This is a genomic window from Bifidobacterium miconis (genome assembly GCF_019331735.1).
Lineage (GTDB): Bacteria > Actinomycetota > Actinomycetes > Actinomycetales > Bifidobacteriaceae > Bifidobacterium > Bifidobacterium miconis.
The window spans coordinates 13,852-35,870 of sequence record NZ_JAHBBH010000005.1 but is presented as its reverse complement, the minus strand read 5'-3'; the positions used below and the strand labels follow the sequence as shown (position 1 = coordinate 35,870).

Below are 22,019 nucleotides of genomic sequence, written 5' to 3'. Positions count from 1 at the left end.
ATTCTGTCCAAGGAGCGGCGGCCTGTCAAGTTCCTCGTCGCCGCGCGTGTTTCGGGTCCCGCCGGCATGCCGACGGATACAAAAAAGCGCTATCCCCATTCAGGAATAGCGCTTGTGTTGGTGGAGTCGCGGGGAATTGAACCCCGGTCCGGTGACCGAGCCCGCAGTCTTCTACGTGCGTAGTCTGCTGGCCGTTTGGCAGCTTCTCTGCCCCCGTCTATGTCGCAGACAACGGACGGCGGGCATATTCGCAGTTAAAGTCCCGACACAGCCCTGCAACGCAGCTGCATCAGCAAGTCTTCTTAACGACGCTCAGCATCCTCCCAAAGACGAGGAGGAGTGAACGGAGCGGCTGCTCACTGGTTAATCCTGGCGCAAAGCTCAGGCAGCGAGAGCGAACTCAGTGCGGTTAGATTTAGCACTTATTCTTTTGCCGGGGGCATCCACGAGCGGACCCGGCGTTCTCGGCACGCTTCCCTGCGACGAACAGGTCACCGTCGAAACCGATCGACCCCAATCTTGAATTATCAAGCTTCCGCTTGCGCGGACTTTTCAATATACGTCCGCGCCGGCGAAACGGCAAGTTTTCGCGCACGGCATAGCGTGTCGCACGCGGCCGCCGCAAGGCCGACGGCGTCCTGCGCGACGCCGCCCGCTCACTTGATGATCGGGCGCGACGGCGCGGACACGTCGATCTGCGTCTTGTCGCCGATCACCTTGGGATCGGACAGGATCTTGTCGACGATCGCCATCTTGAGCTCAAGATCGGACGAGTCGCCCCACACCACCACGTGCTCGCCGCCGTTGAGTTCGGTGGTGATCGAATCCTGCGTGCCCGCGGTCACCTTGGTGATCGTCTTGCGCATGGCATCAGGCAGGCCGCCAAGCACCTTGAGCGCCTCCTTGACCGACTTGTTCTCCAGCGAGGCGGTGACGTCCTTCACCTCGATCACCGGTATGCCCTTGGTGGAGGTGTGGCCCACCGTGTTGAGCACGCGCGCCTTGCTGTCCACGGCCACCATCTGCGAGTCGGACGCCTTGAGCATGGCCGCGGGCTGCTGCGCGCTCACCTTGACGGCCATGCCGTGCGGGTAGCGTTTGGTCACGTCCGCTTCGGTGACGCCCGGAATGTTCGTCAGCTGCGCCCTGACGTCCTTCGCGGAAACCAGCAGCAGCGACTTGCCGGACTGCTTGTCCGCGATGGCGAGGATCTCGTCGCGGCTCACCCACTCGTTGCCGCCGGTCACGCTGATGTCCCCGGTCTCCAGCCGCAGCACCGGTGAGAAGAACAGCAGCCAGACCAGCGAGCAGACCACGGCAAGCGCGGCGACGGCCGCGGCCACGCGCAGGGCGATCACGCGGACGCCGGCCTTGCGCTTCTCCTTGAGACGGGCGCTGAAGTCGATGACCTTCGGACGCGTGGGAATGCCGAGCATGCCGGACGTTTCCCGCAGCGTCTTGGTGACCATGTCCTCGCTGGGCATGCGCCGCGCGTCGACGAACCCCCGGCCGTCCCGCCGAACGCCGTTGGACTTGGAGGCCTTTGCGGCGACGGTTCTCCCGCCGTTCGCCCGTCCGGCTCCCGTCGTCTTGCGTCCGGAAGCCGACGCCGCAGCCCGCGCGGCCGCGGTCCGATGCTTTGCCGGCAACGACTTGCGGATGGATTGCGACGTTTCGCCGTCGCCGCGCGACACACGGCCGGATGCGGCCCTGCTGACCGGCATCGAGCCGGTTGCGGGCGACTTGCCGGAGCCGGACGAACCGGACGCCGAACGGGCGCTGCGCGCGACCCCGCCGAACCGACCACGTCCCGTCGCGCCCGACGCGCCCGACGAGGACGACGTCCGGCCCGAGCCACGCGGCAGTCCGCCCTTCGGCTTCGAGGCTTCGCCGGAAACGGAACGGGCGACGCGCCGGCCCGAGCCGGCCGCTCCCCCGTCCTCGCCCGTGGAACTGACGACCTGTCGCGCCATCAGCGCCCGTCCGCCACGCGATGCGCCTCCAGCGCGTGCAGCAGCACGTCGTCCATCTGCGTGACGTCGCCGGCTCCCACGGTGAAGATCACGTCGCCGTGATGCGCTCGCATGGCGAGCATCTGCGCGGCGACGCGCATGTCGTCGACGGCGCGGATCCACTGTCCGCCGGGCTCGTGCGCGAGTCCCGCGGCCGCGTCGACGATGGTCTGCGGGCCGACGTCGGGGAAATCCTCCTGCTTTTCGCGCGCGGGGAAGATGCCGGTGACGATCACGTCGTCGGCCTTGGCGAGCGCCGCCGCGAACTCGCCGGCGAAGAACCTGGTGCGCGAGAACAGGTGCGGCTGGAACAGCACGCGGATCACCGACTCCGGGTAGCGGCGGCGCGCGGCGTCGAGCAGCGCGGCGATTTCGGTCGGATGGTGCGCGTAGTCGTCCACCACGGTCACGTCGCCCACGGTGCCGCGCACCTGAAAGCGACGCGCCGCGCCGAGGAACGTGCCGGCGGCCTCGGCCGCGCGATGCGGGTCCATGCCGAGCAGTGCGGCGGCGGCGATGGCCGCGGTCGCGTTGCGCGCGTTGTGGATGCCCGGCACGATGAGCGCGACCGGCAGGCGCAGGTCGTCGCCGCCGAGCAGCGCGCCCGGCAGCACGATCGTGAACCGTTCGGCGCCGTTGCCGCTGGCTTCGGTCTCCGATTCGATGCGCACGAACGTCGCGCCGTTGAGGTCGCCGAACGCTTCGCGGGGTTGCGTCGAATAGGCGATCGCGCGCGCGGCGACGGCCGGGTCGAGCGAGCGCAGCACGCCGAGCGCGCCCTCGTCGTCGACGCAGACGATCACGTGCTCGCGCGCGTGGCCCGCGTGTTCGGCGAACGCGGCGTGGTAGTGCGCCGCGTCGCCATAGTGGTCGAGATGGTCGGGCTCGGCGTTGGTGATGATCGCGATGGCCGGACGGTACTTTTCGAAGCTGCCGTCCGACTCGTCCGCCTCGGCGACGAGCACGCCGCCTCGACCGGCATGGCCGCCGTCGAGCGTGGAGCCGTCGGGGCCCTGGATGGAGCCGCCGATCGCGTAGCTCGGATCGGCGAGCTCGCCTTCGCCCGCATGCACGAGGATGTGCGCGAGCAGCGAGCTGGTGGTGGTCTTGCCGTGCGCGCCGGCCACGGTCACGGCCCGGCGGCCGTTCATGAGCAGTGCGAGGATGTCGCTGCGGTGCACGATATGCGCGCCGGCGGCGTGCGCAGCGACGATCTCCGGATTGTCCGGCTTGATCGCGCTCGAGTAGACGACCGTGCGCGCGCCGTTCACGTTGTCGGCCTTTTGGCCGATTTCGACGCGGATGCCGAGCGATTCGAGACGGTCGGTTTTGGCGCCGCGCTCGCGGTCGGAGCCGTCGACGTCGACGCCCTGCTCGTGCAGCATTTCGGCGAGCACGCTCATGCCGGCCCCGCCGATGCCGATGAAGTGGGTACGGCCGAGGTCGGCCGGCGTCTGCGTGTCGCCGAACGCGGCAAGGGTGGGGTTCAGGACGATCGTGTCGTCCGTGGTGGTGTCTGACAACGTTTTCTCCTTGATGGTTTCTGTCATGGGCGTGGTCATACGCGTGGAATCGGCCGCGTCCGTCAGCGCGCGATGTCGAGCACGGTGCGCGCCATCCTGTCGGCGGCGTCGCGGATGCCGTATCCCCAGGCCTTTTCGCCGAACTGGCGCAGGCGGATCGGATCGTCCAGCAGGTTCGGCACGTGCCCGCGCACCCAGTCGGCCGTGAAGTCGCGGTCGGCGACCATGAGCCCGCCGCCGGCCTCGACGACCGGCTGCGCGTTGAACCGCTGCTCGCCGTTGCCGATGGGCAGCGGCACGTAGACGGCGGGCAGGCCGAGCGCGGCGAGTTCGGACACGGATCCGGCGCCGGCGCGGCAGATCACGAGCGCGGCGCATGCGAACGCGAGATCGATGCGTTCGAGATATTCGGCGACATGGTAGTCGCCGCCCGTCCTCGCATCGTCGAACAGTCCGGACAGCGCGCCTTCGCCGGCCTCGCGGGCGACGGTGGCGCGCACTTCGTCGATTTTGCCCCGGCCGGTCAAGTGGATCACCTGCGCCGATTCGAGCAGATCGGCGGATGCCTCGGACACGGCCCGGTTGAGGCTGAGCGCGCCGAGGGAGCCTCCGGTGACGAGCACGAGCGGACGCTTCGGATCGATGCCGAGACTGGCCGCCGCCTCGTCGCGCACGGCGACGCGGTCGGCCTCCAGCTTGCCGCACAGCGAGGCGATGGCGGGGCGCAGCGGCAGGCCGACGCGTTCGACCGTCGCGCCGGAGGCCGGCTTGAGGCCGGTGCCGGCGTACGCGGTGCCGATGTAGGCCGCCCAACGCGCGCCGAGCTTGTTGGCCATGCCGGCACGCGCGTTCTGCTCGTGGATGACGATCGGGATGCCCATGCGGTGCGCCGCGGCGTACACGGGGGCGGACGCGTAGCCGCCGAAGCCGACCACCACGTCGGCGTGACGGGCCTCGAGGATCGCGCGCACCTTGTCCCCTTCGCGCTTCCAGCGCATGGGGAAGCGCAGCGCGTCGAGATTGGGCCTGCGCGGGAAGGGCACCTTGTCGATGGTGTCCAGTTCGTAGCCGGCCTGGGGCACGAGGTCATGCTCAAGGCCGACGGCGGTGCCGATGACGCTCACGTTGGCGTTCGGGTCGATGCGTCGGATGGCGTCGGCCACCGACAGCAGCGGGTTGACGTGCCCGGCGGTGCCTCCGCCGGCGAGTACGACGTTCACGGTGTTCTTGCTCATATTCATCGCCTGCCAGTCTACGTTCCCTTATACCCATATGGTCCGTCCGTCCCGGATCGTCCTTCCGTGCGGACGGGCGTCTCACGAACGCCGCGCCTCGGCCCTGATCTGCGGCTGGCTGCGCATCATGCCGGCGGCGACGCCCGCCGCGGACAGGCACATGAGCATCGACGAGCCGCCCGCGGAGACGAACGGCATCGGCACGCCGAGTACCGGGAACAGCCCGACGACGACGCCGATGTTGACCAGCGCCTGACCGACGATCCAGATCATCACGCACATCAGCACCATCGACACGTACCGGTCGGTGATCTGCAACGCCACGACCAGCAGGCACCAGCCGATCGTCACGAACAGCAGCACGACGATCATCGTGCCGACGAATCCGGTCTCCTCGCCGATGATCGCGAAGATGAAGTCGTTGTGCGCGGCCGGCAGATAGTTCCACTTTTCGCGCGAGTTGCCGAGCCCGACCCCGAGCAGTCCGCCCGAGGACAGCGCGTACCGGGCGTGGACCGACTGGAAGCACAGCGTGACCTGCGTGTCCGTGTCGGAGCACGAGTATGCGGCGAACACGCGTTTGAGGCGGTTCGGGCTGGTGATGACCAGCACGAGCACCAGCACCGAGAGGGCGCCGGCCAGCATGGCCATGTATTTGAGCGGGAAGCCGCTGATCATGAACGCGACCACGCCGATGAACACGATGATCATGGCGGTGCCCAGATCCCTGCCGAGCAGAACGAGTCCGAGGGAGGACGCGTACACGCCGCCCGGGGCGGCATACGCCTTCAGGCCCTCGCGGCGGAATCGGCGGGCGGCCAGCTGCAGCGCGCCGGGCAGCCATATGCACACCGACAGCTTGATCAGCTCGGCCGGCTGAAACGTGAACACGTTCGGGATGCCGATCCAGCCGCGGTTGCCGTACACGTCGATGCCGAGCGGCGTGAGCGTGAGGAACTGCAGGAACATGGCCGCGAACACGGTCCATATGCCGATCCTGCGGTACAGCTTCACGCTGCAGCGGGACAGCGCGAACGCGCACAGGAAACCACCGACGCAGTACACGCCCTGGCTGAGGGCCTGCTTCCACGGCGCATGGCCGCTGGCGACCATGCTCACCGAAGAGCTGGAAAAGACCATGATGACGCCGAAGACGGAAAGCGCCAGCACCGCCACCACGAACCCGTGGTAGCACCACAGCGGATTGAGCAGGCTGGCGGGACCGGAGAACCCGGCGAAATCGTCGCGCGCCGGCTCGCGCAGGGGCCGGGACGGGAACTTGCGTTCCCCGCGTTCGCCGGCCGGCTCCCGACGGCTCCCGGCCGCGTCCCCCGATCCCTTGGCGGATGCGGGGGACGTCTTGTCTGAGGAGGCGATGCGTCTAGCCTTCGGCATGCTCGCTCACCCAGCGGCGCGATGCTGCCGCGAACTGGTCGCCGCGGTCCGCGTACGACTTGAACTGGTCCATCGAGGCGCAGGCGGGGGCCATGAGCACCACGTCGCCGGCCTTGGCGTACGCTCCGGCCGCCTCGACGGCGCGCGCCATGACTGTGGCGTTGTCGGCCGGGTCGATGACGGTGAGCGGGATCTGCGGCGCGCTGGCGGCGAACGCGTCAAGCATGGGCTGCTGGTCGCGGCCGATGATGACGGCGGCCTTGATCGTGTGCGCCTGATCGGCGACGAGCTTTTCGAAGCGGCTGCCCTTGGCGAGGCCGCCGGCGATCCACACGACGGACTTGGCGCCGAAGCTGCTCAGCGACGCGTTGGCCGCGTGCGCGTTGGTGGCCTTGGAGTCGTCGACGAAGCGGATGTCGCCGGCCGGCGTCTTGGCCGTGGCGACGGTCTGGATGCGGTGGCCGCCGGGGGCGAACGCCTGCAGCGCGCGCACGGCCGTGTCGCGGTCCGCGCCGTAGCCGAGCGCCAGTGCGAGCGCGGTGAGCGCGTCGGCGAGCAGATGCGGGTAGACCGTGCCGTCCGGCTCGGTCAGATGCGTGAATTCGGCGACCGGCGCGACCTTGGTCGCCTCCCCCGGCGTGCCGCCGGCGACGCCGCTCATGTCGACGATCCAGCCGTCTTCCACGCCGATCTGGCCGGCCTTCGGCGCGCCGAGCGTGAAGCCGACCTTGCGGCAGCCCTCGGCGGTCTCGGCCTTCTCGGCCAGACCGGTCACGCGCGCGTCGTCGGCGTTGTACACGAGCGTTTTCTTCACTCCGTGGAACACCTTGGACTTGTCGGCCGCATAGTTGTCGATGCCGCCGTGCCAGTCGAGATGGTCGTCGGCGATGTTGGTGATCGCCGCGCAGTCGAGCGCCAGCGAATACGTGAAATGCAACTGGAAGGAGCTCAGCTCGACGCACAGCACGTCGTCGGCTGCGTCGACGGCCGCGTGGGAGACGGCCTTGCCGATGTTGCCGACCGCCGGGGCCTTGAGGCCGCAGGCGGTGAGCATTTCGGAGGTCATTTCGGTGGTGGACGTCTTGCCGTTGGTGCCGGTGATGCCGATCCATCCGGCGTGCGCGCCCTTGCCGTCGCGGTCGGCGCGCAGCCACCACGCGAGCTCCACCTCGCTGATCACGGGGATGCCGCGGCGCTGCGCCTCGAGGATGAACGGGGTGCGCGGGTTGAACACCGGCGAGGTGCACACCAGATCGATCGCGTCCCAGTCGACGTCGTCGAAAGATTGCAGGTCGGCGTCCTCGCGCCGCTCGTCCACGCCGATCGCCTTCGCGCCATGCGCGCGCAGCACGTCCATCATGCTGCGCCCGGAAATGCCGAGTCCCGCGACCAGCGCGGTCTTGCCGTTAACGTCCATATCCGCTCCTTACCGAACAATCGGAACCGCAAACGGTTCCCTATCGTATATCCGCTTTGTGTCGTCGCGGCCGCGCCTCTCGCGGCGCCGGCGTCGCGGCCCCGACCGTCACAGCAGGCCCGAGCGCGCGGCCCAGTCCGCGTAGAAGACCATGAGGCCGCACAGCACGAACAGGAGCTCGACCATCCAGAAGCGCACCACGACCTTCGTTTCGCTCCAGCCGCACAGTTCGAAGTGGTGGTGGATGGGGGCCATCTTGAACACGCGCTTGTGCGTGGCCTTGAAATAGCCGACTTGGATGACGTCGCTCATGACCTCGATCACGTACAGGCCGCCGACGATCACGGCGAGGAACTCGGTGTGCGTGGCGATCGACAGCGCCGCGAACAGGCCGCCGAGCGCGAGCGAGCCGGTGTCGCCCATGAAGATCGTGGCCGGGTTCGAGTTGTACCACAGGAACGCGAAGCACGCGACGGCCGCACACACGGCGATGATGGTCAGGTCGAGCGGATCGGACACCGCGTACGAGTAGCCCTGATGGTCGCCGCCCTTGATGTGGTAGCTTTCCCAGAACGCGATGATCGCGTATCCGGCGAAGGAGATCATCGAGGAGCCCGCGGCCAGACCGTCGAGGCCGTCGGTCAGGTTGACCGCGTTGGTCCACGCGGTCATCAGGAAGTTCACCCAGATCACGAACAGCACGATCGCGAGGGCCCGTCCGGCGAAGTCGAAGCTGATGAACGGCTTCTCGATGAAGCTGATGCCCGGCTGGGCGCTCGGGAATCCCGACTTGGTGGGCACCAGCAGCGCGAGCACCGCGTAGATCGTGCCGAAGATGAACTGGCCGATGAACTTGCCCTCGACGGTCAGGCCCTCGTTCTGCTTCTTGCGCACCTTGGCGAAGTCGTCGATGAAGCCGAGCACGCCCATCGACAGCATGGCGAACAGCACGAGCACGGCCGACCACGAGGGCACCTCGCCGCGCGCGCAGAAGCGGTACAGCGCCGAGGCGCCCCAGCCGAACACGATGGCGAAGTTGATCACCACGCCGCCGAGCGTCGGCGTGCCGCGCTTGATCTGATGGGACTTGGGACCGTCCTGCCGGATGTACTGCCCGTAATGCAGCTTGTGGACCAGTCTGATCAGCATCGGGGTGCCGACCATGGTGACGACCAGCGACACCAGGATGCCAATGATGAGCGAAATCACGATTGCCTCTCCACTCTCGTTTCCGTATCGGTTGACGTATCGGTTGTGCCGCGGCGCTACGCCGCCGGATTCCACCGCGACGCGAGCGCGCTCAGCCCGGACGCGTGCGATCCCTTGAGCAGCACGAGCGCGCCGGCGTGGTCGCGTGCCAGATCCACGGCCAGACGATCGGCCTCGTCGGCGCCGTGCGCCAGATCGACCGTCACGTGCGAGCCACTTGCGGCGGCCTCGTCGCGCGCGCCCTGCGCGAGGTCGGCGGCCAGCGCGTCGAGATGCGGGTCGGACGCCGATCCGACCGCGATGACCGCGTCGACGCCGGCGCGCACGGCGTCCGCGCCGATGCTGCGGTGCAGCTCGCCCTCGTCGCCGCCGAGCTCGAGCATCGCGCCCAGCACGGCGATGCGGTACGGCTCGCCGCCTTCCGGCTGCGCGTCGCGGCCGGCCTTGCCCCATGCCGCCAGCGCGTTGATGCCGGCGCGCATCGAATCGGGGTTCGCATTGAACGAGTCGTCGATGAGCGTGAACGACACGCCGTCGCGCGTCACCGTGGAGACGGCCATGCGATGCGCGCTGATGCGCGTCTGCTCGCCCAGCACGCGGGCGATGTCCGCAAGGCCCAGGCCGCAGCGGCGGGCGACGCTTGCCGCGGCGAGCGCGTTCATCACGTTGTGCGCGCCGCGGATGCCGAGTGTGACATGCACGGTTTCCGCGCCGTCGGTCATGTCGAAATACGGGTGGTCGGTGGCGTCCTGGCCGATGCCCCGGGCCGTCAGCTCGCCCGGACGGACATGCTCCGGGTCGATGCCGAACCACAACACGTCGCCGGGCACGATCGGCTCCATCGCGGCCACGTGCGCGTCGTCGGCGTTGAGCACGCCGGCGCCGTCCGGCACGAGTCCGCGCACGATTTCGCTCTTGGCCTGCGCGATGCGTTCGACCGAGCCGAATTCGCCCAGATGCGCGCAGCCGACCTTGAGCACCACGGCGACGTCGGGCGGCGCGATGGTGGTCAGCCGGGCGATCTCGCCGACGTGGTTGGCTCCCATTTCGGCCACGAGGAAGCGCGTGGAGGGGCCCACCTTGAGCGCGGTCAGCGGCAGGCCGATCTCGTTGTTGAACGAGCCGAACGGGGCGACGGTCGGACCCAGTTCGCCCAGCAGCGCCTTGAGCAGGTCCTTCGTGGTGGTCTTGCCGACCGAACCGGTGATGCCGACGATCGTGAACGGCGCGGCCTCGGCGCGGCGACGCTCGAGATTGTGCCGGGCGAGCAGGCCCAGCGCCTCCACCGTGTCCGGCACGAGGATCTGCGCGATCGGCGCGTCGACCTCGTGGTCGACCAGCGCACACACGGCGCCGCGGGCGGCCACATCGGCGAGGAAGTCATGGCCGTCGACGCGCTCGCCGGCGATCGCGACGAACACGGAGCCGTTCCCCGCCTCGCGCGAGTCGCTCACGGCCGAGGTCGCGGCCGGCCGTTCCGGGTCGAATCCGGGCTGGGCATGGATCAGCGCGCCTCCCGTCGCCTCGGCTATCTCGTTGGGGGTCATCGGCATCATGGCCGCTTCGCTCGTCACTGTCAGCACCTTTCCTTGCACACAAATCCGTTGGTTGTCGTTCGTTACCGTCCTGCATCCCGCCCGGCGGACCGCCGTGCGGGGCCGCCCGCTACCGGCTCAGGTCGTGGTTGACCCGCAGCGCGTTCCTGATGTTGTTCTTGCGCACGCCGGCCGCCATCACCATCGCGATCGCCAGCGACGAGCGCTTGACGTCGGCCATGTCCGCATCGGCCAGCGGCGAGAACTGCATGGCGATCTGGTCCGACTCGCCGGTCCGGCCGATCAGATGCGTCTGGTCGTCCATCACGAAGCCGTACTTCGTCTGATCGGCGCGCGCGATCGCGCCCTTGCGCGGATCGCTGTCCATGCCGTCGACGCCGAGCACGTCGATGTTGACTCCGCCGAGCGCGCCGTCGCGGAACGTCCCGTCGTCGAGCGCGACGATCACCGCCGCCGCGCCGTCCTCCTGGCACACGCCGAGCGTGCGCTGCACGTCGAAGATGCCGAGTGGATAGTCGAGCTGCAGCTGGCGCTCCAGCGACTGCGAGCCGAACGAGCCGATCACGCTGACTGGATTGCCCAGCATGTGCAACAGACGCGACAGCTGGCGCACGTTGGCCGCCACGTCGCCTCCGGCGGGCCCCGCCACGGCGAACACGGCCAGCATGCTCGCGGGCGCCCCCGACATCTCCGTGGCCAGCTCGCCCAGCTGCGCGTCGGTCAGGTCGCCGAACAGCAGCGGCAGCTCGCATCCGGCGAGCGCGTCGCGCATCGAGGTCGGCACGAGCGCCGCGTACGCGCCGCGCTCCAGCGCCTGCACCATCATGTTCGCGGGATCGCCCTCCGCGTCCCCGCGCGGTACGAACAGCGCCCCGGGAGACACGGAATCCACGTCGTCCGCCAGCGACGTGACGGTGACGTTCGCGGCGAACGGCGGTTCCAGTTCGCAGCCGTAATGGTCCGTCATGTATCCCAGCGTCATGCGCCGCGCCACGGCCTCGCTCACCGAGCTCATGTCGTCACCTGTCCTTTCCCTTCCACGCTTCGCTCACCATTCCACCGGGATAGCATCGGTGCGCTTGGACGAAGTCGGCACGTTGTATTTCTGCATAAGGAATTCACCGATGTCGGCGAAGACCGGGCCGGCCGTCAGGCCGCCGAACGAGCCGACCTTGGCGTCCTTCATCACCACGGTGATCACGAAGCGCGGATTGTCGGCCGGGATGATGCCCGACCAGTCGGAGATGATCGACGAGAGCGTGCCGTCGTCGCCGGCGACCTCGGCGGTGCCGGACTTCGCCGCGATGCGGTAGCCGGGCACGGAGACCATGTTGCTGTACAGGTCGGAGACGGATTCCATCGCGTTGAGCACCTGCTTGGCCACGTCTTCGTCGACCACGCGGGTCGAGGCGCCCGTCTTGGTTTCGGTGACGTGACCCTGCGCGTCGGTGACGGACTGGACGAGCTTGAGCGACGGCATGACGCCGCCGTTGGCGATGGTGGCGATCGCGCGCGTGATCTGCAGCGCGCTCATCGTGTAGCCCTGGCCGAACAGCACCGTGTTGCGCGTGCGCAGGTCCCAGTCCTGCCAGTTGGCGAGCATGCCGTCCGATTCGCCGGCGAGGTCGAGCCCGCTCGCGGTGCCGACGCCGAACTTCCTCAGGTATTCGTACCGCTTCTCGTCGCTGTAGTTCGTGGCGGCCATGATCATGCCCACGTTCGACGAGTTCTTGAGGATGCCCGCGTACGTCCAGCGTTCGCCGCCGTGCGTTTCGGCGTCCTTGTAGGTCTGGCCGTCGGACGTGGTGATCGTGTCGGGCACGGTGAACCGGTCCGTGGCCTTGTGCAGGCCCTCCTGCAGTTCGCCGGCCATGGAGAACACCTTGCCGATCGAGCCGGGCTCGAAGGTGGAGCTGACCACGCGCGACGTGTTGAGCTTGGCCGCGTCGGAGCCGGCCTCGTACTGGTCGGTGTCCTCGAGCGCGAGGATGCCGCCGGTCTTCAGGTCGTAGACCACGCCGAGCGCCCAGCTCGCGTTGTACTTCTTGATGCCGTCGAGCAGCGCCTTCTTGACGTACCAGTCCACGTCGCCGTCGGTGGTGAGCGTCACGTCGGAGCCATTGACCGCGTCCTTCGACTCGGTGAGCGTGCCGGGGATCTGCGCGCCGACGTTGTTGCCGCGCTGGTAGACCTGATAGCCGTCGGTGCCGTTGAGCACGTCGTCGAGCGACGCCTCGAGGCCGGCGACGCCCTTGCCTTCGTCGTCGATGCCGCCGAGAATCGGGCCGAGCAGCGTGCCGCCCGAATAGACGCGCTCGTTGGTCAGCTCGCCGTAGACGATGCCGCCGAGATTGAGCGCGGTGATCTTGCGTTTGACCTCGGGCGTCACGTCCTTGGCGAGCACCACGTAGCGCCGATTCGAGTCGCTCATCTTGGCGCCGAGCTCCATCGCGTTCGTGCCTTTGAGCACGCTGGCGAGCAGCCGCGCGACGGCTGCCGCGCCGGTGACGTCGAGCGACTTGCCGTCGATCTGGTGGCAGTAGCTTTCGGTGCGTTTCGTGCAGGCGATCGGCTTGAACTCGTTGGCCAGCATCGGGTCGGCCACGATGTTGTACCGTTCGAGGCTCTGCGCGAGCACGGTGCCGTTGACGTCGAGAATGCGGCCGCGCTTCGCGTTGAGCGTGATCCGGCTGGTGCGTTCCTGTTCGGCCGCGATCGCGGTGCTGCGTCCGAGCAGCTGGACGAACGCCATCTTCGCCACGCAGGCGGAGGCGACGAAGGCCAGCACCAACGCGACGGCGATGCAGCGCACGGCGAACGCGCGCGCCTTGTCGGTTCTGCGAATGCCGTTGCTCACCGCTTGCCGTCCTTGCCGTTCTTGTATCCGCTCAGATCAATGGTCAGCGAGCCTTTTTGCAATGTCATGCCCATCTTCTCGGCCCGCTGCGGCAACGAGGTCTGCAGTTCGTCGAGCTTGGCCTGCTCCTCCTCCACGTCCTGCGTGAGCGTGGTGATGTTGGCCTGCACTTCGGCAGCCTCGAACGAATTCTCCACCATCTGCGTGCGCAGGAGCAGCGCGCCGATCAGCGTTGCCGCGAGGAAGATCGCCGATGCCGCGATGTGGAACAGCGACGTGCTGCGCGAACGCGTCCACACGATCAGACGGGCCAGCCCGCCGTTCTGGCCGGCCGGCTTGGCGCCGCCCTCGACCACGTGCAGGCTCGGGCGCGTGGAAGGTTCCGCGGATCGGGGACGCCGGCTCTCCGGTACCGCATTGGAGCGTACGGTTCGTCCACGGCTTGCCATCAGCGATTCCTTCCCTGTCGGCCCTGCTGGCCCTGATATCCGCCGCGGCGGCGGTTTGCCGCGCCGCGACGGCGGTTCGTGTTCGGTTCGAGTTGCCTCATGCGCGCCTCGGGGATCGGGCGGGTCAGTTCGACGGCGCGCAGCCGCACCGAGGCCGAACGCGGATTGTCCGCGATTTCGGCCTCGTCGGCCTTCACCGCGCCCCGGGTGAGTTCGCGGAAGAACGGCTGGGCTTCGGGGGGAATCATCGGCAGGCCCGCCGGAGCGTCCACCTTGAGGCCCTGATTCATGAACGACTTGACCGTCTTGTCCTCAAGCGAATGGTAGGACTCGACGACCAGCCGGCCGCCGACGGCCAGATGCGCGGCGATCTGCGGCAGGGTGCGCGCGAGCTTGTCCAGTTCGCCGTTGACCTCGATGCGCAGCGCCTGGAACACGCGCTTGGCCGGATTGCCCGCCGGACGATGAGCCTGCGGGACGACCTCGTCGACCAGACGGTTGAGCTGCGCGGAAGTGGTCAGCGGCTCGTGGGCGCGGCGCGCGACGATCTCGCGTGCGATCTGCCGCGCGAAGCGCTCCTCGCCGTAGTCCCTGAAGATGCGGGCGAGCGACTCAGCGTCGTAAGTCGCCAGCACGCGCTCGGCGGTCAGCGGCTGAGTCACGTCCATGCGCATGTCCAGCGGCGCGTCATGGGAATACGAGAAGCCGCGATCGGTTTCGTCGATCTGCAGGCTGGACAGGCCGAGATCCATGAACACGGCCTGCACCTTGTCCACGCGCTGGTCGGCCAGCACGGCGGAGAATTCGTCGAAGGCGGCGTGCACAGGCGTGAACCGGTCCGCCAGCCCCTCGCGCTCCATGCGCTCGGTCGCCAGACCCAGCGCCTCGGTGTCGCGGTCGATGCCGATCAACCGCGCCCGGGGCGCGGCCTTGAGGAAATTGGTGGCGTGCCCCGCCAGTCCAAGCGTGCAGTCCACCGCCACGGAGCCGGGCTCCGCGAGCGCGGGCGAGACGAGGGCCACGCACTGCTCAAGCAGCACGGGCCGGTGAATGGTTGCGATATCGGTCATCAGAATCCCACCGCCGGTAGTACGTCGTCGGCCATGTCGGCATATCCCTGCTCCTGGGCAGCCAGATATTCCTCCCAAGCCTTGCTGTTCCAAATCTCCGCGCGGGTGCCCACGCCGATCACCACCACATCCGTGCCGAGGTTCGCGTAGTCGCGCAGCATCTGCGGCACCAGAATGCGCCCCTGCTTGTCGGGCTCCTGGTCGACCGCGCCGGACAGGAACACGCGCAGGTAGTCGCGCGCCGTCTTGTCCCCCATCGACGTGCGCTGGATCTGCATCGCGATGCGACGGAACTCGTGCTGCGGCAGCAGATACACGCAACGCTCCTGCCCCCTGGCCATGATGAGGCCGGGGCCGAGCTGGTTGCGCAGTTTCGCGGGCAACGCCAACCGTCCTTTCGCGTCGATCTTCGGAGTGTAGGTACCCAGCAGCAGCGGGGGCATCGAGGGCGCGGCCGTCCCCCGTACGGCCTGCGGTTGACCGTTCTGTGGTTCCGTGGAGGGGGCCTGAACGTCCGCGGCAAGCTGATCGTCCATGCACCCACCTCCTTTTGCGGTCATGCGATGCCTCCGGCCACAACTGATTCACCACTCTACCCCACCGTTCACCATGAAAACCCACTTCTCTACATTTTCCGCGCCTTTTTGGCCGATCCTTCACCCTTGCTCCGCATCGGCGGACGACGACGGGCCAGCGGGGCGGCACGTTCATCTGAAGTTCACGTCGGCGCCGCGCGTGATCCCCTTTGCGGTATGGGGTTCGGAGTAAATTGGAATGCCTGAGTTTTTCGGCACACGCACATTGACATACTGAACGGAGGGTCATGTCGGGTTACTCGTCGCAGATCCAAGAGGAGCAGCGCGCCGTCGATCGCGCCTACGGGCGTCTCGATGCGCTTCGCGCGCAGGTCAAGGCGCGTCTTGACACGGTGAGGGCCGCGGGATCGCACGGCTCGCCCACCCAGCGCACCGAGCGCGACTCCTTTGCCACCATGTACGAGGACCGTCTGGCCCAAATGCGCGCCGTGGAGGATCGCCTCGTCTTCGGCCGCTTGGACGACGTGGACGGCAACCGACGCTACATCGGGCGCATCGGCCTGTCCAACGAGAGCCACGAGCCGATTCTCACCGATTGGCGCGCGGAGGCCGCCCGCCCGTTCTACGAGGCGACGCCCTCCCACCACGGCGACATCGTGATGCGCCGCCACCTGACCCTGCGTTTCCGTGAAGTGGTCGGCATCGAGGACGAGGTGCTCGACGTCGATTCGAGCCAGGTCGACGACGCAGCCGCGTCAGGCACGCTCACCGGCGAGGGCGCGCTGCTCGCCTCGCTCAGTTCACGCCGCACCGGCAAGATGACCGACATCGTCGCCACCATTCAGGCCGAGCAGGACCGCATCATCCGCTCCGACCTCAACCGCGCGGTCGTCGTGCAGGGCGGACCGGGCACCGGCAAGACGGCCGTGGCGCTGCACCGCGCCGCATACCTGCTCTACACGCACCGGCGCATGCTCGAGCGTTCCGGCGTGCTGGTGGTCGGTCCGAGCCCGACGTTCCTGCGCTACATCGATCAGGTGCTGCCCTCGCTGGGCGAAACCGGCGTGGTCAGCCGCACCATCGCCGACCTGCTGCCCGGCCTGTCCGTGACGGCCGTGGACGAGCCGTTCGCGGCCCAGCTCAAGGGCGACCGGCGCATGGCCCGGCTCGTCGCCGACGCGATCGCCGCGCGCGTGCGCGTGCCCGCCGATCTGCCCACCGTCAACGTCAACGGGTTCCCCGTGCCGATGAAGGCGGTGGACATCGAACAGGCGCAGGCCGACGCGCGCCGCACGCACCAGCCCCACAACAAGGCCCGGGAAACGTTCGTCAAGAGCATGCTGTCGTCGCTGCGCGCCCGCTACGCCGAGCAGCTGGACTACACGCCGGACGAATCCGAAATGTCGCGCGTCACGTCGCTGCTGCGCATGAACGACAAGGTGCGCAAGACGCTCAATCTCGCATGGCTGCCCATGACGGCCACGTGGCTCGTCGACCAGCTGTGGGCGCATCCCGAACGCCTGCGCCGGCTCGCTCCGTGGCTGACCGAAGAGCAGGCCGCCGCGCTCGGCAGGCCGAAGGGCTCCCCGATGACCCGTTCGGACGTGCCGCTGCTCGACGAGGCGATGGAGCTGCTCGGCCCCGATCCGAAAGCCGCGAACCGCTCGAGCGACAAGGACGCGGCGCGCGCCGAGGAGGAGCAGTTCGCCCGGGACACGCTCGCGCAGGCCGGCATCGGTTCGGGCATCGTCACCGCGCAGATGCTGGTGGACAACATCAACGGCGGCGACGTGGAGCTGACGGCGCAGCGCGCGGCGAACGACCGCGAATGGACGTACGGGCACATCGTCGTGGACGAGGCGCAGGAGCTCACCGCGATGGACTGGCGGATGCTGGTGCGCCGCTGCCCTTCGCGCTCGTTCACGATCGTGGGCGACGTGGCGCAGACCTCCGCGCTCGGAGGCACGCGCGCATGGCCCCGCACGATGAACCGCGTGTTCGGCGAAGGACGATGGGATCTCAACGAGCTGACCATCGACTACCGCAACCCTCAGGAAGTGTCGGATCTGGCCTCGGAATTCGCCGAGCGCGAGGGCCTGTACATCTCCACGGTCAAGGCCGTGCGCAGGATTCCCGATTCGGTGCGCCGCACGGTGGTTCAGGACCGCGTGGCGCTGATCGACGACGTGGCGGCCCGCACCGTGGAGCTGACCCGCGAGTTCGTCGGCCGTGACGGCACCGGCCGGGTGGCGGTGATCGCCCCCGATTCGCTGCGCGGCGACGTGCGCGCCCGCATTCGCGCGGCATTGCGCGACGCGCTGGACGCGGCCGAGTTCACGCGCCTTGCGGAGCAGAGCGCGTGGGACGAACAGGTGACCGTCTGCGACACGCAGGAGGTCAAGGGACTCGAATACGACGCGGTCGTCGTGGTGGAACCTGGCGCGATCGAGCAGGAGGCCCCCTCCCGTCTGGTCGCCGCCTCGGACCTGTACGTGGCGATGACCCGTCCCACCCAGCGTCTGCTTATAGTGCGGACCGCTGGTGACGAAAACGATCTGACCATCTAAGGTGGGGAATATGCCCAAAGCACTGTTACTGGAAAACATTCATCCGTTCGCCGCGAAATCGCTGCGCGACCACGGCTTCGAGGTCGAGACGCTCAAGGGCGCGCTGGGCGAGGACGAGCTGATCGAGGCGCTCGACGGCGTCGACCTGCTCGGCGTCCGCTCCAAGACCAGCGTGACCCGCAAGGTGATCGACGCGCGCCCGAACCTGACGGCCGTCGGCTGCTTCTGCATCGGCACCAACCAGGTGGACCTGCCCTACGCCGGCAAGAAAGGCATCGCCGTCTTCAACGCGCCGTATTCGAACACCCGCTCCGTGGTGGAGCTGGTGATCTGCGACATCATCTGCCTGCTGCGCCGCATTCCCGCGCACACGCACCACATGCGCCACGGCACGTGGGACAAGACGGCCACCGGTTCGCACGAAGTGCGCGGCAAGACGCTCGGCATCATCGGCTACGGCAACATCGGCTCGCAGCTGTCCGTGCTCGCCGAGGCGCTCGGCATGCGCGTGGTGTTCTACGACATCGAGGAGAAGCTGGCCATGGGCAACGCCCAGCGCTGCGAGACGCTCGACGAGCTGCTCGAGCAGTCGGACGCGGTCACGCTGCACGTCGACGGCCGCAAGTCGAACACCGGGTTCTTCGGCGAGGACCAGTTCGCGCACATGAAGCAGGGAGCGATCTTCATCAACCTGTCGCGCGGCTTCGTGACCGATCTGGACGCGCTCAAGCAGCATCTGGATTCCGGCCACCTGTCCGGCGCCGCCGTGGACGTGTTCCCCGTCGAGCCGAAGAAAACCGGCGACCCGTTCTCCACGCCGCTGGCCGAGGAGGACAACGTGATCCTCACCCCGCACATCGGCGGCTCCACCCTCGAGGCGCAGGAGGCCATCGGCCACTTCGTCGCCCAGCGTCTGGAGGACTACTGGTTCAAGGGTTCCACGATGTTGTCGGTGAACATGCCGCAGATCACGCTCAACTCGCTGCCGGGCACCGCGCGCATCGCGCACCTGCACGCGAACCTGCCGGGCGTGCTCGCCCGCGTGAACCGCGTTCTCGGCGAGGAGAACATCAACATCGCCGCGCAGGCGCTCGGCACCGAGGGCGAGCTCGGTTATGTGGTGACCGACGTCTCCCAGTCCCCGAGCCGCGAGGCGCTCGAGGCGCTGCGCAACATCGAGGGCACGATCCGCATGCGGGTCATCAGCTGACCTGGCACGCCCACCGTGGTCCCGGCACCCGTACCGGACCACGGTCCGCAATCGCCGCGGTCCCGGCAGCCCCCGGCAGTCATTGCCGCATTATTCGGCCGCGGCCGCGGCTTTTTCGTCCCTGAGTTCGTCGATGGCGTGTTGGAAGTCCTCGAGGCCGTTGAAATTCTGGTACACGCTGGCGAACCGCAGGTAGGCCACCTCGTCAAGCTCCTTGAGCGGGGCGAGGATGGCCTTGCCCACGTCTTCGGAACGCACTTCGGCGAGGCCGCGCGAGCGCAGATCCTCCTCCACGCGCTGGCCGAGCGTCTTGAGGTCGTCCTCGTTGATGGGGCGCCCCTGACAGGCCTTGCGCACGCCGGAGATCACCTTGTTGCGGTCGAACGGCTCCATGTTGCCCGACCGTTTCGTCACCAGCAGCATGGTGCTTTCCACCGTGGTGAAGCGCCTGTGGCATTTCAGGCATTCGCGCCGCCGGCGGATCGAATGCCCGTCATCACTGATGCGGGTATCAACGACTTTGGTATCCGGTTGCTGACAAAAAGGACAATGCATGTTCCCCACAATAGCGTGAAACATGCGAAAAACATTCACGCACGGGGTTTCGCGGCGCTGCGAGCCCCCGATTGCGGGTGCGGCGAAGTTGTCGTGCATGGAAACGCCGCGGCTCGTCATTCCTTGGGCACCCGTATCCGCTGCCCGGGCTCCAGACGCGCGCTGTCCATATGGTTCAGCCGCATGATCAGGTCGACGTTCTCCGCGACGTCCCCGCCCTCCGGCGTGATGCGCTCGGCATACAACCACAGCGTGTCCCCCGGGCGTACCGTGTAGCTGACCACTTCGGATGCCGACGACGGCCCGGCGTTCCAAGGAGCCACGGACAGCAGCACGGCCGCGGTCATCATCGCGGCGAGGCCGAACGTCGCCACGGCGCGCAGCAGTTTGGAGGGGGTGCCGGCCGTCTTGGTCGCACGGGCGGTTCCTGCGATGGCATGCATAGCGGTCACATCCTTTCGAACAGTCGTTCTATCGAACAGTTGTTCCGATTGTGGCACAACTGTTCGAAAAACGCAACGCGACACGTCGAACAGATGTTTGATTTCATGTGAAGTTCACGGTATGCTGAGACCAATACGAAAGGAGCCGACCGTGAGCACCATTCCCTTTACCCCCAAGCGGCCGCAGGAACAGGCCCTTACCGACCGCCAGCGCAAGGTGCTGGACGCGATCCGCACCCATGTCGCTGACAAGGGATTCGTCCCGTCCTTCCGCGAGATCGGCGAGGCCGCGGGCCTCAAAAGCCCCTCCTCGGTCAAGCACCAGCTGCAGGTGCTGGAGGAGAAGGGATTCATCCGCATGAACGCGAACAAGGGGCGGGCCATCGAGCTGGTGGCGGATTCCCCCTCGCCGACCGTCCCGTCGGCCGCGGACGGCTCGGCGACGGTGCTGCCGTTCCCGAGCGTACAGGAGGCCGGAGGCGCGAGCGTCTCCATCCTCCAGTCCCGCGACGTGCCGCTGGTGGGACGCATCGCCGCCGGCGTGCCGATCACCGCCGAGCAGCATGTGGACGATGTGATGCGGCTTCCGGAACGCCTGACGGGCACCGGCAACCTGTTCATGCTCGAGGTGCATGGCGATTCGATGGTGGACGCCGCCATCTGCGACGGCGACTTCGTGGTGGTGCGCGAACAGCAGTCCGCCGAAAACGGCGACATCGTGGCCGCGTTGCTGGGCGACGAGGCAACGGTGAAGACCTTCCGCAACGACAACGGCCATGTGTGGCTCATCCCGCACAATCCGGCCTACTCCCCCATCGACGGCACCCACGCGCAGATCATGGGCCGGGTGGTCACCGTACTGCGCAAACTGTAGCGCCACGCTCCCGGACGACCGGAGCCGGGGACGCCGGCCGCGCATCGCCGATAACCTGCGCCTGCGGCTTTGCCTCGATGCCGGTTATCGGTGGAGCTGCTCGGCGCTGGGCGTGCTGTACCCCTCCGGTTCGATTTGGAAGGTGGTGTGCGGCACCGAGACGGGGAAATGCTCGCGCAGACAGTCCTGCAACTGGCGCAGGACATCCGTGGCCTGCTCCATGGTGGTGCCGCGTTCCACCACCACATGCGCCATGAGGATCGGCATGCCGGTGGACACGGTGCTGGCGTGCAGGTCGTGCACGGCCACCACACGCGGGATGTGCTCCATATGCCGGCGCACCGCGTCAAGGTCCAGTCCTTCGGGGGTTTCCTCGAGCAGCACGCGCACCGCATTGCGCAGCAGCAGAATGGCCCGGGGAATCATCATCAGCGCGATCAGACCGCCGGCCACGGCATCGAAGCCGTCCCAGCCGGTCGTCATCATCACCACCGCCGAGATCACCACGGCCACCGAACCGAGCGCATCGTTCATGACTTCAAGGAACGCGGCCTTCATGTTCATGTTGTCGGCCCGCTGCACGGCGAGGATGGCGATCGAGCCCACATTCGCGGCCAAGCCGAGGATGCCGAAGAACAGCAGCAGTCCAATGTCCCGTACGCCTTCGGCGCGACCTGCGAACAGGCGCATGCCCGCCTCCGCAAGCGCGTATACGCCGACGACGAGCAGCACGACCGCCCCGCATGCCGCCGTGAGCACCTCGAGCCGCGCCCAGCCCCACGTGCGGATGCTGCTCGGCTTGCGGCGCATGAGCATCGCCGTCACCGTGGAGGCGATCAGCACGGACATGTCCGTGAGCATGTGGCCGGCGTCCACGAGCAGCGCCAATGATCCGGTGATGATCGCTCCGGCGACTTCGGCCGCGAACACGGTGCCCGTCAGCGCCAGCGTCATGGTCAGCCGCCGCTGATGCGCGCGCGACGCGTCCTCGCCGGACACTCCGTTCGCCACGTCAGCCCCTAACCCGTGATGATGGTCATGTGCCATAATCGCCCGTCCTTTCGCTCGTGTCGCCCGCGCGTCGATCCGACCGTCCACCTGACGCCGCATG

At 67.8% G+C, this 22,019-nt stretch carries 18 protein-coding genes and 1 other RNA gene; 3 read left to right on the top strand and 16 right to left on the bottom strand.

Annotated features, from left to right (window positions below):
* Positions 1–118: 118 nt before the first annotated feature.
* From ssrA to mraZ, 13 genes are all read right to left on the bottom strand, one after another.
* Positions 119–515, bottom strand: a transfer-messenger RNA (tmRNA) gene (gene ssrA, locus KIH79_RS02835).
* Between the two features lie 141 nt (positions 516–656).
* The gene (locus tag KIH79_RS02830) at positions 657–1,724 is read right to left on the bottom strand and encodes a cell division protein FtsQ/DivIB (protein ID WP_420829347.1); all 1,068 of its coding nucleotides are present in this window, start codon (positions 1,722–1,724) and stop codon (positions 657–659) included.
* Positions 1,725–1,972: 248 nt separating this feature from the next.
* Positions 1,973–3,562 carry a UDP-N-acetylmuramate--L-alanine ligase gene (gene murC / locus KIH79_RS02825; RefSeq protein WP_219058009.1) on the bottom strand — a complete coding sequence of 530 codons (1,590 nt, stop codon included), beginning with the start codon at positions 3,560–3,562 and terminating at the stop codon, positions 1,973–1,975.
* Between the two features lie 35 nt (positions 3,563–3,597).
* On the bottom strand, positions 3,598–4,770 hold the full coding sequence (locus KIH79_RS02820) for a UDP-N-acetylglucosamine--N-acetylmuramyl-(pentapeptide) pyrophosphoryl-undecaprenol N-acetylglucosamine transferase (protein WP_219058008.1): 1,173 nt from the start codon (positions 4,768–4,770) through the stop codon (positions 3,598–3,600).
* Positions 4,771–4,851: 81 nt separating this feature from the next.
* Positions 4,852–6,165 (bottom strand): peptidoglycan glycosyltransferase FtsW, encoded by a 1,314-nt coding sequence (locus KIH79_RS02815; RefSeq protein ID WP_219058007.1) that lies wholly within the window; start codon positions 6,163–6,165, stop codon positions 4,852–4,854.
* Positions 6,152–7,582 carry a UDP-N-acetylmuramoyl-L-alanine--D-glutamate ligase gene (gene murD / locus KIH79_RS02810; protein WP_219058006.1) on the bottom strand — a complete coding sequence of 477 codons (1,431 nt, stop codon included), beginning with the start codon at positions 7,580–7,582 and terminating at the stop codon, positions 6,152–6,154. Before murD ends, KIH79_RS02815 begins: the two co-directional genes overlap by 14 nt.
* Before the next feature lie 108 nt (positions 7,583–7,690).
* Positions 7,691–8,791 (bottom strand): phospho-N-acetylmuramoyl-pentapeptide-transferase, encoded by a 1,101-nt coding sequence (gene mraY, locus KIH79_RS02805; protein WP_219058005.1) that lies wholly within the window; start codon positions 8,789–8,791, stop codon positions 7,691–7,693.
* A gap of 56 nt (positions 8,792–8,847) precedes the next feature.
* Positions 8,848–10,347 (bottom strand): UDP-N-acetylmuramoyl-tripeptide--D-alanyl-D-alanine ligase, encoded by a 1,500-nt coding sequence (locus tag KIH79_RS02800; protein WP_219058079.1) that lies wholly within the window; start codon positions 10,345–10,347, stop codon positions 8,848–8,850.
* Between the two features lie 109 nt (positions 10,348–10,456).
* The gene (locus KIH79_RS02795; RefSeq protein ID WP_219058004.1) at positions 10,457–11,362 is read right to left on the bottom strand and encodes a UDP-N-acetylmuramyl peptide synthase; all 906 of its coding nucleotides are present in this window, start codon (positions 11,360–11,362) and stop codon (positions 10,457–10,459) included.
* Between the two features lie 33 nt (positions 11,363–11,395).
* Positions 11,396–13,099 (bottom strand): peptidoglycan D,D-transpeptidase FtsI family protein, encoded by a 1,704-nt coding sequence (locus tag KIH79_RS02790; protein ID WP_219058078.1) that lies wholly within the window; start codon positions 13,097–13,099, stop codon positions 11,396–11,398.
* Positions 13,100–13,200: 101 nt separating this feature from the next.
* Entirely contained in the window at positions 13,201–13,653 is a 453-nt protein-coding gene (locus KIH79_RS02785) for a hypothetical protein (RefSeq protein WP_219058003.1), read from the bottom strand.
* On the bottom strand, positions 13,653–14,723 hold the full coding sequence (gene rsmH, locus KIH79_RS02780) for a 16S rRNA (cytosine(1402)-N(4))-methyltransferase RsmH (RefSeq protein ID WP_219058002.1): 1,071 nt from the start codon (positions 14,721–14,723) through the stop codon (positions 13,653–13,655). The genes KIH79_RS02785 and rsmH overlap by 1 nt, the downstream gene beginning before the upstream one ends.
* A complete protein-coding gene (gene mraZ / locus KIH79_RS02775; protein WP_219058001.1) occupies positions 14,723–15,259 on the bottom strand; it encodes a division/cell wall cluster transcriptional repressor MraZ in 537 nt (178 codons plus the stop codon). Before mraZ ends, rsmH begins: the two co-directional genes overlap by 1 nt.
* Positions 15,260–15,546: 287 nt before the next feature.
* On the opposite strand from mraZ, the gene KIH79_RS02770 reads away from it, so the two are divergent.
* Both KIH79_RS02770 and serA read left to right on the top strand, forming a co-directional pair.
* A complete protein-coding gene (locus tag KIH79_RS02770) occupies positions 15,547–17,826 on the top strand; it encodes a HelD family protein (protein ID WP_219058000.1) in 2,280 nt (759 codons plus the stop codon).
* A gap of 10 nt (positions 17,827–17,836) precedes the next feature.
* On the top strand, positions 17,837–19,036 hold the full coding sequence (gene serA, locus KIH79_RS02765; protein WP_219057999.1) for a phosphoglycerate dehydrogenase: 1,200 nt from the start codon (positions 17,837–17,839) through the stop codon (positions 19,034–19,036).
* 90 nt (positions 19,037–19,126) lie between these two features.
* Here serA and nrdR read toward each other — a convergent pair whose 3' ends face one another.
* Together nrdR and KIH79_RS02755 are read right to left on the bottom strand one after the other, a co-directional pair.
* A complete protein-coding gene (gene nrdR / locus KIH79_RS02760) occupies positions 19,127–19,591 on the bottom strand; it encodes a transcriptional regulator NrdR (RefSeq protein ID WP_219058077.1) in 465 nt (154 codons plus the stop codon).
* Between the two features lie 116 nt (positions 19,592–19,707).
* A complete protein-coding gene (locus tag KIH79_RS02755; protein WP_236023553.1) occupies positions 19,708–20,034 on the bottom strand; it encodes a LysM peptidoglycan-binding domain-containing protein in 327 nt (108 codons plus the stop codon).
* Between the two features lie 151 nt (positions 20,035–20,185).
* Between KIH79_RS02755 and lexA the strand changes: the two genes are divergently transcribed.
* A complete protein-coding gene (lexA, locus tag KIH79_RS02750; RefSeq protein ID WP_219057998.1) occupies positions 20,186–20,908 on the top strand; it encodes a transcriptional repressor LexA in 723 nt (240 codons plus the stop codon).
* A gap of 84 nt (positions 20,909–20,992) precedes the next feature.
* On the opposite strand, the gene KIH79_RS02745 is transcribed toward lexA, so the two are convergent.
* Positions 20,993–21,955 (bottom strand): cation diffusion facilitator family transporter, encoded by a 963-nt coding sequence (locus KIH79_RS02745; protein ID WP_219057997.1) that lies wholly within the window; start codon positions 21,953–21,955, stop codon positions 20,993–20,995.
* Positions 21,956–22,019: the final 64 nt, after the last annotated feature.

Coding starts and splice junctions, on each gene's coding strand:
- KIH79_RS02830 (WP_420829347.1), bottom strand. CDS start 1,724: ATGCCGGTCAGCAGGGCCGCATCCGGCCGTGTGTCGCGCGGCGACGGC.
- murC (WP_219058009.1), bottom strand. CDS start 3,562: ATGACAGAAACCATCAAGGAGAAAACGTTGTCAGACACCACCACGGAC.
- KIH79_RS02820 (WP_219058008.1), bottom strand. CDS start 4,770: ATGAGCAAGAACACCGTGAACGTCGTACTCGCCGGCGGAGGCACCGCC.
- KIH79_RS02815 (WP_219058007.1), bottom strand. CDS start 6,165: ATGCCGAAGGCTAGACGCATCGCCTCCTCAGACAAGACGTCCCCCGCA.
- murD (WP_219058006.1), bottom strand. CDS start 7,582: ATGGACGTTAACGGCAAGACCGCGCTGGTCGCGGGACTCGGCATTTCC.
- KIH79_RS02800 (WP_219058079.1), bottom strand. CDS start 10,347: ATGATGCCGATGACCCCCAACGAGATAGCCGAGGCGACGGGAGGCGCG.
- KIH79_RS02795 (WP_219058004.1), bottom strand. CDS start 11,362: ATGAGCTCGGTGAGCGAGGCCGTGGCGCGGCGCATGACGCTGGGATAC.
- KIH79_RS02790 (WP_219058078.1), bottom strand. CDS start 13,099: ATGGCGTTCGTCCAGCTGCTCGGACGCAGCACCGCGATCGCGGCCGAA.
- KIH79_RS02785 (WP_219058003.1), bottom strand. CDS start 13,653: ATGGCAAGCCGTGGACGAACCGTACGCTCCAATGCGGTACCGGAGAGC.
- rsmH (WP_219058002.1), bottom strand. CDS start 14,723: ATGACCGATATCGCAACCATTCACCGGCCCGTGCTGCTTGAGCAGTGC.
- mraZ (WP_219058001.1), bottom strand. CDS start 15,259: ATGGACGATCAGCTTGCCGCGGACGTTCAGGCCCCCTCCACGGAACCA.
- KIH79_RS02770 (WP_219058000.1), top strand. CDS start 15,547: ATGTCGGGTTACTCGTCGCAGATCCAAGAGGAGCAGCGCGCCGTCGAT.
- serA (WP_219057999.1), top strand. CDS start 17,837: ATGCCCAAAGCACTGTTACTGGAAAACATTCATCCGTTCGCCGCGAAA.
- nrdR (WP_219058077.1), bottom strand. CDS start 19,591: ATGCATTGTCCTTTTTGTCAGCAACCGGATACCAAAGTCGTTGATACC.
- KIH79_RS02755 (WP_236023553.1), bottom strand. CDS start 20,034: ATGCATGCCATCGCAGGAACCGCCCGTGCGACCAAGACGGCCGGCACC.
- KIH79_RS02745 (WP_219057997.1), bottom strand. CDS start 21,955: ATGGCACATGACCATCATCACGGGTTAGGGGCTGACGTGGCGAACGGA.